The organism is Actinocorallia lasiicapitis, assembly GCF_054778695.1.
On record NZ_BAAGZI010000196.1, the window covers coordinates 1 to 10,375 of the forward strand.

At 69.9% G+C, this 10,375-nt stretch carries 9 protein-coding genes; 6 read left to right on the forward strand and 3 right to left on the reverse strand.

From position 1 onward, the window contains the following. Positions 1 to 1,144, reverse strand: a 1,144-nt coding sequence (locus tag ACYVE7_RS20600; protein WP_460366593.1) for a glycosyltransferase, incomplete at its 3' end; no start/stop codon positions are given. A 93-nt stretch (positions 1,145 to 1,237) separates the two neighbouring features. Between ACYVE7_RS20600 and ACYVE7_RS20605 the strand changes: the two genes are divergently transcribed. Together ACYVE7_RS20605 and ACYVE7_RS20610 are read left to right on the forward strand one after the other, a co-directional pair. Continuing rightward, positions 1,238 to 3,700, forward strand: a complete 2,463-nt coding sequence (locus ACYVE7_RS20605; protein WP_460366594.1) for a tetratricopeptide repeat protein — start codon at positions 1,238 to 1,240, stop codon at positions 3,698 to 3,700. A 12-nt stretch (positions 3,701 to 3,712) separates the two neighbouring features. Then, the gene (locus ACYVE7_RS20610; protein ID WP_460366595.1) at positions 3,713 to 4,117 is read left to right on the forward strand and encodes a hypothetical protein; all 405 of its coding nucleotides are present in this window, start codon (positions 3,713 to 3,715) and stop codon (positions 4,115 to 4,117) included. Between the two features lie 55 nt (positions 4,118 to 4,172). On the opposite strand, the gene ACYVE7_RS20615 is transcribed toward ACYVE7_RS20610, so the two are convergent. Continuing rightward, a complete protein-coding gene (locus tag ACYVE7_RS20615) occupies positions 4,173 to 4,631 on the reverse strand; it encodes an ATP-binding protein (RefSeq protein WP_460366596.1) in 459 nt (152 codons plus the stop codon). Positions 4,632 to 4,787: 156 nt separating this feature from the next. Here ACYVE7_RS20615 and ACYVE7_RS20620 point away from each other — a divergent pair, with 156 nt between their 5' ends. The 3 genes from ACYVE7_RS20620 to ACYVE7_RS20630 all read left to right on the forward strand — a co-directional run bounded on the left by ACYVE7_RS20620 (position 4,788) and on the right by ACYVE7_RS20630 (position 6,948). Then, complete coding sequence (locus ACYVE7_RS20620; RefSeq protein WP_460366601.1) at positions 4,788 to 5,651, forward strand: helix-turn-helix domain-containing protein; 864 nt, start codon at positions 4,788 to 4,790, stop codon at positions 5,649 to 5,651. A gap of 27 nt (positions 5,652 to 5,678) precedes the next feature. After that, positions 5,679 to 5,885, forward strand: coding sequence for a DUF397 domain-containing protein (locus tag ACYVE7_RS20625; RefSeq protein ID WP_460366597.1), 207 nt, complete (start codon positions 5,679 to 5,681; stop codon positions 5,883 to 5,885). A gap of 202 nt (positions 5,886 to 6,087) precedes the next feature. Further along, positions 6,088 to 6,948, forward strand: a complete 861-nt coding sequence (locus tag ACYVE7_RS20630) for an alpha/beta hydrolase family protein (protein WP_460366598.1) — start codon at positions 6,088 to 6,090, stop codon at positions 6,946 to 6,948. A 22-nt stretch (positions 6,949 to 6,970) separates the two neighbouring features. Here the strand turns inward: ACYVE7_RS20630 and ACYVE7_RS20635 are convergent, their stop codons facing one another. Continuing rightward, the gene (locus ACYVE7_RS20635; RefSeq protein ID WP_460366599.1) at positions 6,971 to 8,182 is read right to left on the reverse strand and encodes a helix-turn-helix domain-containing protein; all 1,212 of its coding nucleotides are present in this window, start codon (positions 8,180 to 8,182) and stop codon (positions 6,971 to 6,973) included. Between the two features lie 216 nt (positions 8,183 to 8,398). Here ACYVE7_RS20635 and ACYVE7_RS20640 point away from each other — a divergent pair. Beyond that, positions 8,399 to 10,375: sensor histidine kinase (locus ACYVE7_RS20640; RefSeq protein ID WP_460366600.1), on the forward strand; the 1,977-nt coding region annotated here is incomplete at its 3' end.

Consider the following 10,375-nt stretch of genomic DNA (forward strand, 5'->3'; position numbering starts at 1 on the left):
CGCCCATGGCCGCGCCCCGCGCCGGATCGGCGAGGACGGCCGACAGCGCGGTCGCGAGCGCCGTCGGATCGTCCGGGGGGACGAGCAGCCCGGTTCTCCCGTCCAGGACGTGCTGCCGGAGCCCGCCCACGGCCGTCGCGACGACGGGCACACCACACGCCCCCGCCTCCAACGCAGCGGTTCCGAAAGGCTCGTAGTGCGGCGCACAAACGAATACATCGGCGGAGCGGAGCAGTTCCGGCACCCGTTCATGAGGAACCCGGCCCAGGAACATGACACGGTCCTCGACGCCGAGCACGCGCGCCACGGCGCGGAGCGCACGGATCTCCGGGTCGGAGTCGAGACGTTCGGGCGCGGGCCCTCCGGCGACGACGAGCTCGGCGTCGATCCCGTCACTCAGCCGGGTGAGCGCTTCCAGCACCGTCGCGAGGCCCTTGCGGGCGGCGATCCGGCCGACGGCGACGATCCGCGGCCGTCCCGTCCGCTCCCACACCGGGCCGTCCGGAGCGAACCGTCCCAGATCGACGCCGACCGGCACCACCGAGATCTTGGCGGCTGGCACCCCGTACTGGTCGGACAGATATCCGACCTCCTCGGCCGTGAGCGCGATGACGGCGTCCGACATCTGCCCGACCGCCCGTTCCGATCCGACTCTCTCTCTCTCTCTCTCTCTCTCTCGGTGCGCCTGTCGCTGTTGCTCCGGGTGGTGGGCGATCCGCTCCAGCCCGAGCGCGTGGAAGGTCGTGACGACCGGGATGGCCGTCCGCCGCGCCCCGGCGAGCGCCGCGATCCCACTCATCCAGTAGTGGGCGTGGACGAGGTCCGGCGGGTTCTCCTGCCAGTGCAGGGCGAGCTGGTCGCCGAAGTCGCCCATCAGCGGCGCCAGATCCTCCTTGGGCAGTTCCCGCGCGGGCCCCGCCGCGACATGGACGACGTCAGCGCCGGGCGCGAGGGCCACCCGTCCGGGCTGCCGCGGTGAAGTGCGCCGCGTGTAGACCGTCACCCGGTGGCCGAGGGCCGCCAGCGCGAGGGCCAGTTCCCGGACGTACACGTTCTGCCCGCCGGAGTCGGTGCCGCCGATGTCGTCCGCCAGGGGGCTGGCGTGCTCTGAGATCAGCGCGATGACAAGCGGAGAATCGGGCATGGCGGCAGTATCGTCCACAACCGGCCCAAGAGTCACGGCCGTCGCGGGAAGTTCTCGTGGACAGGGGGCCCGGGAATCTCGGAGACTGGTCCCATGGCCGATCCGGACAGCCCCCAGCCCGGCACTGGAGCGTCAGCAGGGCGCGATGTGCACCAGAGCGGCCATGTGGTCGCCGGCCGAGACACCCATATCGGGACGGTCAACCACCACCATTACGGCGCCGACGTGCCGAGGCAGCGTGAGGCCGCCGCCCGCAAGCGCCGCGCCGCGGTGGGTTTCGTCGGCAGGGCCGCTCAGCGGGAGCGGCTGCGCGGCTGGATGGACCACCGCGCCTATCCGTATCCGCTGGTCAACGTCACCAACGGTCCTGGCAGCGGGAAGACGGCGCTGGCGCTGTGCGTCGCCCGTGACGTCGCGGCCGACTATCCGGGCGGGCAGCTGTTCCTCGAGGTGAGCCAGGCCGGGCTGCCCGAGTTCGACGCCCACGAGGTCCTGTTCCGGCTGCTGCTGCAGTTGCGGGTCGCCGAGAGCCGGATCCCCGACAGCCTGGCGGGGCGGATCGAGCTGTTCCACGCGGAGCTGCGCGAGGGCACGCTGCTGGTGCTGGACAACGTCACCTCGGCGGCGCAGGTGCGGGATCTGCTGCCCGACCGCGACGACTGCGGTGTGCTGATGACGTCGCGGCGCAGCTTCGCCGAGCTGGAGGGGATCCGCGAGATCGACCTCGGCCGGATGCCGGAGGACGAGGCGTACACGCTGCTGGAGGAGCGCGTCGGGACGGCGCGGATCGGCACCGATCCGGCGGCGGCCCGTGAGATCGTGCGGCTCTGCGGTGCGCTGCCGCTCGCCCTGCACATGGCGGGTGCGCAGCTCGGCAGGCCGTCGAACCGACGGCTTTCGCTGGCCAGTTTCGCCCAGCGGCTGGCGGCCAAGCGGCTGGACGTCCTCAGCTCCGACCATCAGGATCTGCGCGCCAGTTTCGCCCTGAGTTATCTGGATCTGACCCCTGCGGCGGCGCGGCTGTTCCGGCTGCTGAGCCTGGTGGCCGTCCCGGATTTCTGTGACGAGCTGGCCGCGGCCGTCGACGGCACGGAAGCCTGGTCGGAGGCGCTCGCCGAGCTCTTCGACACCCATCTGATCGAGCCGGTCGGCGAGACCAGGGCCAGGTTCCACGATCTGATGAAGGTGTTCGCGCAGGAACGCGCCGAAGCCGAGGACACCGCCGCCGACCGGGACGCCGCGGTGGACCGCGCGCTCGCCTGGTGCGTGGAGTCGGCGGCCCGGTGGGGACGGCATGTGGGCGTCGACGGCCGCCGCAGCGTCGACGAAGGCCGGTACGAGGACGCGCTGGCCGGTCTCGACGCCGAGCACCGCACCTTGACGGCCGCGATCCGCCAGGCCGCCGAGACGGGCCGTGATGATCTGCCGTGGCGGATCGTCGCGCAGCTCGGCGGGTTCTTCGAGGTCCGCGGCCACTGGGCGGACTGGCTGGAGGGCGCCGATCTGGCGATCGCTTCGGCGACGAAGAGCGGCGACCGGGTCGCGCTGGGCGTCGCCCGGTACGCGCGGTCGTGGCCGCTGCGGTTGCAGCGGCGGCTGACGGAGGCCGTCGAGGAGTCGGTGGCGGCGCTCCGCCTGCTGGACGGCCTGCCCGAACGCGCCGACGTCCTGTCGCATCTCGGCACGCTGTACCGCGAGACCCACCGCTACGAGGAGTCGGTCGCCTGCCTGGACGAGGCCGCCGAACTGTTCCGCGCCGACGGCGACGAGCACGGCGAGGGCCTGGTGCTGCGGACCCTCGGCCACGTCCAGTTCTGGCGTCGTGATCTGGACGGCGCCGCCGCCACCCTGGTCCGGGCGATCGAGCTGCTGCACCGGGTCGGGGACCGGGCGGCGGAGGGCTGGTCGCACAACAACCTGCTGTCGGTGCGCGGCGCGCAGTGGCGGCTGGACGACGCCCGCCACCACTACGCCGAAGCGCTCGGCCTGTTCACCCAGATCGAGCATCCCCAGGGCCAGGCGTGGGCGCACAACCATCTGGGCCGGATCGTCCGCCAGTACGGCCGCACCGAGGAGGCGATCGGCCTCGGCGAGCGGGCCCTGGTGCTGTTCGACCGGATCGGCGACGGCTACGGCATCCCGTGGGCGCTCACCCATCTGGGCGTCGCCCGCCAGGACGCCGCCCAGCTCCGTAAGGCCAACGCCCTGTTCGCCGCGATGGAGGTCCCCGAGGCCGACGGTGAGGGCACCACCCTCGTCCAGCTCGCCCGCCTCACCGCCGACCCGTCCCTCCTGGACGAGGCGCTCCGCCACTTCGAGACCATCGGCAGCCTCCACGGCCAGGCGACCGCCCTGCTGGCCCGCGCCGACCTGGCCGTCACCGACCCGGCCGCCGCACGCCACGACTACGAGACGGCCCTGTCCTGCTTCCGCCGCACCGAAGACCCCTACGGCGAGGCGCAGGCCCTGCTCGGCCTGGCCGCGCTCGACCCCGACTCGGGCCGCACCGCCGCCGCGACCGCGATCCTCACCCGCCTGGGCCTTCCCCAACCCTGACCGGAGAACCCGATGGAACCGATCACCCTGGCCGCCGCGGCCGTGACCGCGCTCGCCCCCTACCTGGGGCAGATCGCGGGCGGAAGTCTCGCCCGGATCGGTGAGGCCGCCTCCGACGGGGCCGCACAGCGCGTCACCGAGCTGTACCGGACGATCCGCGGCCGGGTGACCGGGCACCCCTACGAGGAGGCGACCCTCGACCGGGCAGAGGCCGAACCGGACAGCGAGTCCCGCCTGGCAGCACTCCGCGGCGTCCTCACCGAACTCCTAGAATCCGACCCGGCCTTCGCCCGCGAGCTAGCCCCCCTCATCACCCACCACCTCCAGGTCGCCGACTCCGGCGCCGTCGCCGGCAACGATTTCCACCAAACCGGCACCTATGTCGCGGGCCGCGACCTCCATATCGGCGACGTCTGATCCGCTTGCGCGCGGGCGGCGCCTCGGGCAGGGAATCTGTCCGGAACTCGCAGTTTCAGGTGGCACTGTCCACTCTCGCCCAGACGGCCTTGCCCTGGGGCGTGATCCGCATGACCCCGCAAGCGGTGGCGTATTCGGCGATGACCTCCAAGCCGCGGCCGTTCTCCGCATCAACATCGTGGTCGGCCGCCGCTCCCTGCTCTGGAAGAACCACGCTGGTCGGGTAGCGGTCGATGACATGGATGACCGCGCTGCACGGCAGGAAGTCGATCTGAACGGTGAACGGTTCGGGTTCCCTCTGGCCAGCGTCGGCCCGCTTAGCCGACTCCTTGACCGCGTTCGTTGCGGCCTCGCTCGTGATCAGCATTCCCGCGTAGACGGCGGGTTCGCTGAACCCGGCGTCCCGCAAGCTCGTCCGGACGAACCGGCGAGCCGCCCCGACGCTCACTTCCTCGGACGGAAAGCTCTGGACGTTGTGTGTCGGAGTTCTGTCGTGCTCGCTCGTGTCTGCCATCGCGTCACCACCTTTTCCTGGTCAGCTGCGTGGTTCGACTGCGCGTAGTCGCCGGAAGCTGACATAGTGCCACTGGTCTTGCTTGCAGCGTAGACTGCATCTTGCAGATTTTGTGGCAACATGCAGATTCCTAGTCAACTGGTATGTGTGGAGGTCATGTTCGTGGTCGCAAGGTCGAGCCCCACGGCCCGTCGTCGGAGACTGGCCAGTGCACTCCGCAAGTTGCGAGAGGACAGAAGCCTCAGCTGCGCCGAGGTGGGCAAGCGGCTGGGCTGGTCGGAGGCGAAGGTCAGCCGCATCGAGACGGCACGAGTCGGAGTGAAGGCCGACGACCTCGAAAAGCTGCTGGACGCGTTCGACGTCCCGGCGGATCTCCGCGACACGCTGACGACACTGCGCCGCCAGGCAAGCCACCGGGGATGGTGGCATTCCTATGCTGACGCCCTGCCAGCGTGGTTCCACAACTACGTCGGGCTTGAGGACGGCGCGCGCTCACTGATCACCTACCAGAACCAGCTGGTTCCCGGCCTCGTCCAGATCGACCCGTACGCCTCGGCCGTCATCCGCGCCCATCAGCCCACGATCGAAGCGGATGAGATCGACCGTCAGCTGACGGCCAGGGCTACCCGCCGAGCGATTCTCACGCGCCCGGAGCCTCTGCAGTACTGGTTGATCCTCGATGAGGCCGTTCTCCGCCGCGTCGTCGGCTCTTTGGAGGTGGCGAGGGCTCAACTCGTCCATCTGCGTGAGGTGGCGGCACTTCCGAACGTCACCTTGCAGGTTCTGCCGTTCGCGGGGGGCGCGCACGCTTCCATGGGCACGTCCTTCACGCTCATGAGGTTCCCGGACATCGGAGATCGCGACATCGTGTACATCGAGGACCTCACCACCAGCCAATATCTGGAGGAGGCGGCGGACATCGCGCGGTATACGCTGGTAATTGACCACCTACGCGCGTCGGCTCTGTCTCCTGAGGCATCGGATCGGTTCATCGCCGATGTACTCAGCAGCATGACCTAGCACCATACGAGAGGAGGAGGGCCGCATATGCCCGCTCCTGCCCCGTCCCACTCTGCCTGGCGTAAGAGCAGCTACAGCAACGGCGCGGGAGGCGAGTGCGTAGAGCTTGCCCCCCTGGCCTCCTACATCGGAGTCCGCGACAGCAAGCGCCCCACCGACACCGTGCTTCGCTTCACACCCAACGCTTGGCGGGACTTCGCGGAAGCCCTGCGCGCTGAAGTCGGCGGTCGGTAGCCGACCGTCCGGACACGCGCGCACGGTGATGCCCCGGTGTTCGCGCGGGATCTGTGGATCGGAGGTGGCTGGCCGGTCTCCCTGCTTGCGCGGGGGCGGTGCTTTGGGTGGGGAAATCTGTCCGGAACTCACAGGTTGTGGAAAGCGCGGCGGTTCACACTCACTGCTGATCCCCAGGAGTGAGAGGAGCACTGACGTGCGGATGAGGCAGCGGATTTCGGCGGTGGCGGCTGGTGCCGCGATTCTGGCTTGTGGTTTCACCGGTTTCGCGGGGCCGGCTCTGGCGGCCGGGTATGAGAAAGGGCCCGACCCGACGGAGGCGAGCGTTACCGCCGCTAAGGGCGGGTATGAGGTCGTGAAGACCGACGTTCCCAAGAACAGCGGCGCCGGATTCAACAACGGGACGATCTACGCGCCGAAGGCGTCGGGGGAGACGTTCGGGGCGGTCGCGGTGGTGCCCGGGTTCCTCGAGTCGAAGTCGGCGATCGACTGGTATGGGCCGATGCTGGCGTCCAACGGGTTCGTCGTGTTCACCCTCAATCCTGTCTCGATCTTCGACAGTCCGGAGGCGCGGGGCGCGCAGCTTCTGGCGTCGCTCGACTATCTGACCGGTGCGAGTGCCGTGAAGGGCCAGGTCGACGCGGGGCGGCTCGCGGTCATCGGGCATTCGATGGGGGGTGGTGGCACCCTGCGCGCCGTCGCGGACCGGCCGGAGTTGAAGGCGGCCGTGGCGCTGGCCCCGTGGCATGTGAACGCCCCGCTGAACGACGTCAAGTCGCCTGTGCTGATCTTCGGTTCGGACAACGACTGGATCGCGCCCGACGGCCAGCACGCCCGGCCGTTCTACGACGGGATCAACAACGCGCCGGAGAAGGCGTACGCCAAGCTGAACAACGCGGGCCACATGACCTACATCAGCCCGGACAAGCGGGTCACCAAGCTGACGCTCTCGTGGCTGAAGCGGTACGTGGACGAGGACACCCGCTACAACCAGTTCCTCTGCCCGGGACCGGCCGCCCCCAACTCGGCGTTCGACACCTACCTGGCGACCTGCCCGATGTAGTCGAAGGAGGCCGTCGCGGAGCTCACTCCCCGCTCCGCGGCGTCTCCTCGGCCCGCTGGCCGGTCAGCCAGAGCGTCAACAGCATGTGGAGTTCGAGATGGAGCGCGGGGTCGTCGAGCTGGTCGCCGAACAGCACCCGCAGATTCCGGATCCGGTAGCGGACGGTCTGCGGATGCAGGTGCAGCCGGCGGCCCACCTCGGTGGCGTTGAACCGGTGCTCCAGGCAGGCGTTGAGGGTGAGCGCGAGGTCGAGCCTGGTCGCTTCCCTGGTCTCGAACAGCGGCCGGAGCCGGCGGGCGATGGCGTGGGCGGCGAGATCGGGATCCTGCATCAGCATGAGGAGGGCGAGATGGTCACCGGCGAACACCGGGCCCACGCCGGGCAGCACCCGGTTGTCGATCAGGGTGAGCGCCTGACGGCTCCAGCGCATCGACTTCGCGGTCTGCGCGGGCGCCACCTCGACGCCGACGGCGCAGTGCACGTCGGCGAGCATCTCCTCCAGGGCGGCGCGACGGCCGGGGCCTTCCGGGTCGGGCACGAACAGGTAGGGGGCTTCGAGGTGGTAGCCGGTGAGGATGTCGGGCGGGAACACCCGGCCGGGAAGCTTGGTCAGCGCCACCGCCGCGATCTTCGCGGGGACGGGCCAGCGGAGCTCCCGCGCCAACGTCTCGATCTTGTCAGGGTCGGGGTCGTCGGAGATCAGCAGATCGACCAGCCGTCGTTTGCCGAGGTCGAACCGGTTGCCGGCGATCGCGGAAGCCTCCGCGTGCCCCTCGGCAGCGACGGCCATGAGGTAGCGGTGGTAGGTGAGGGTCGCTTCGGCGATCTGCGCCATGGTGTGCGACGACGCGTCCATGCCGAGCGTGTCGGCGACCTCGGTCAGCCGGAGCAGGGCGACGCCCGCCCCGATCCGCAGGCTGTCGGCCAGCGGGAACAGGCTGCGGCCCTCCCGCGCCTCCCCGTAGCCGATGTCGCGGTAGAAACGCAGCAGATCCCCCGACGGCAGCGTCGGATCGCCCATCAGCGCCATGAAATGGTCGAGGACCCAGAAGGTCGCGTGCCTGATCATCTCGGCGTAGTGGGGGTCGTGCGGGCGCGCGTACTCGGGCGTCTGACGGATGATCTCCGCGGCGGCCTCGTCGGCGATGGCCGGCACGTGGGTCCGCAGGATCGCGGTCCGTTTGGACAGCTCCGCACCCTGAATGTTCAGTTCGATGCGCACCGCTTCGCTCATGATCCGTATCCCGTCATCCGAAATCCCGTCATCCGAACGCTCCACCGGGAATCCGAAAAGCTACCTGACCGGGCTGGCCTGGTCGAATAACAATCGTGAATTGTCGGGAACATCGGGTGGGCCCGAATGTCAAGCCCTCACCCTGACTATTCGCCCCGTCGCGCGCCGGGAATCATCGCGCCAACAGCTCAAGCCGCGTCCCGCCGAGGAGGTCCTGTGCGGCAGTTCTTCAGGCGGCCGAGCCATCGGCGCACCCGCTCGATCCGGACCAGGATTCTGCGGATCGCGCTCGTGCCCTGCCTCACCGCTTTCCTCGCCGGGCTGATCTTCTCGGGGTACCTGATCCGGGACGGGGTCCGGTCGATCCGGTTCTCCGAGGTGCGCCGGGACGGTTTCGCCGCCACCAGCGACTATGTCAGGGCCCTGGGCGTGGAACGCACCCTCACCATGGCGATCCTCGGCGGCCGCGCCGACCTGCGGGACAAGCTCACCCTCACCCGCGGCGCGGTCGACCAGGCCGGTGTGGCCGTGATCCGGCACGCGGAACAGCTCGTCGAGTACGCGCCGGACATGTCCGCGCAGCTCGGCGAGCTGCAGCAGCGCGACGTGCTGCTCCGCCAGATGCGGACCAAGCTCGACGCCGGCCGCGCCGCCCCCCTGGAGACTTTCGCGTTCTACAACCGGATGCTCGACGTCGTCGGCAACAGCTCGAAGCGGCTCGCGACGATCGCGGGCAGCGCCGAAGCGGGATACCGGCAGATCGTCGCCTCCGACCTGTACTTCGTGCTCGACTCCGTGGTCCGCGCCCACGCGATCGGCGGCTATGTGCTGGGCAAGCCGAACGACAAGGCGGCGGTCGCCACGTTCGCCGCGCAGGTCGCCCGCTACCACGAGCCGCCGACGGCCGTCATCGTCAACCTGGGCGTCGACGGGCAGACGGCGTTCGCCCGGCTCGTCGAATCACCCGACTGGGCGGCGCTCCTCGCGGGCGACGACGCGCTGATCGACGGCAAGAGGTTCGACCCGCTCGCCTGGGACCAGGCCGCCAACACCGTGTTCGAGAAGATCAAGGACATCTATCTGGCGCACGCCGTCCACACCTCGGAGCTCACCGAGCAGAGCGGACGCGACAAACTGGTCCTGTCGGTGGAGATCGGTGCGGGCGTCACCCTGCTCACCGGGCTGCTGGCGTTCCTGGCCTACCGGTCGGCGTCCCGGCTGATCGGCCGGCTGACGGCGCTGCGCGAACAGACCGTCGACCTCGCCGAGAACCGGCTGCCCGCCCTCCTGGCCAGGGCGGGACGCGGCGAACGCGTCGATCCCGAACAGGACCTGCCGCAGCCCGAGGCCGGAGCCGACGAGCTCGGCGAAGTCGCCCGCGCGTTCGGCGAAGCCCAGCGCACCGCCCTCGCCGCCGCGATCACCGAGGCGAAGACCCGGCACGGAGTCCGGACCGTCTTCCTGAACATCGCGCACCGCAGCCAGGCGATCGTGCACCGGCAGCTCGAAGAGCTCGACCGGATCGAACGCTCCGAGGACGACCCCGACCTCGTCGACCGGCTGTTCCGGCTCGACCACCTCGCCACCCGCACCCGCCGCAACGCCGAAAACCTGATCATCCTCGGGGGCGAGCAGGTCGGCCGGCAGTGGCGGCACCCCGTCCATCTGCAGGACGCGGTGCGCGGCGCCGTCTCGGAGACCAAGGACTACAAACGGGTCACCATGGCGCATCTGCCCGATCTGTATCTGGACGGTTCGGCCGTCGCGGACGTCGGGCATCTCCTGGCCGAGCTGGTCGACAACGGGACGTCGTTCTCGCCGCCCGAATCCCGGGTCCAGGTGCGCGGCGTGGTCGTCGGCAAGGGCGTGGCGTTCGAGATCGAGGACCAGGGGCTCGGGATGAAACCGGAGCAGCTCGACCGGGTCAACCGGATGCTCTCCCAGCCGCCGGACTTCAGCTTCATGGCGCTGGCCGACGACGTCCGGATCGGGCTGTTCGTGGTGGCGCGGCTCGCCGACAAGCACGGCATCCGGGTCAGCCTGCGGGAGTCGATCTACGGGGGAGTGCAGGCGGTGGTGCTGCTGCCGGGCGCGATCCTCACCCAGCGGACCGCCGCCCCGCAGCGCCTCCCGGCCGCACCCGCGCCAGTGCCCGCGCCGATGCTCGTCCCCGTTCCGGCTCCGGCCGCCGTG

Coding starts and splice junctions, on each gene's coding strand:
- ACYVE7_RS20605 (WP_460366594.1), top strand. CDS start 1,238: ATGGCCGATCCGGACAGCCCCCAGCCCGGCACTGGAGCGTCAGCAGGG.
- ACYVE7_RS20610 (WP_460366595.1), top strand. CDS start 3,713: ATGGAACCGATCACCCTGGCCGCCGCGGCCGTGACCGCGCTCGCCCCC.
- ACYVE7_RS20615 (WP_460366596.1), bottom strand. CDS start 4,631: ATGGCAGACACGAGCGAGCACGACAGAACTCCGACACACAACGTCCAG.
- ACYVE7_RS20620 (WP_460366601.1), top strand. CDS start 4,788: ATGTTCGTGGTCGCAAGGTCGAGCCCCACGGCCCGTCGTCGGAGACTG.
- ACYVE7_RS20625 (WP_460366597.1), top strand. CDS start 5,679: ATGCCCGCTCCTGCCCCGTCCCACTCTGCCTGGCGTAAGAGCAGCTAC.
- ACYVE7_RS20630 (WP_460366598.1), top strand. CDS start 6,088: ATGAGGCAGCGGATTTCGGCGGTGGCGGCTGGTGCCGCGATTCTGGCT.
- ACYVE7_RS20635 (WP_460366599.1), bottom strand. CDS start 8,182: ATGAGCGAAGCGGTGCGCATCGAACTGAACATTCAGGGTGCGGAGCTG.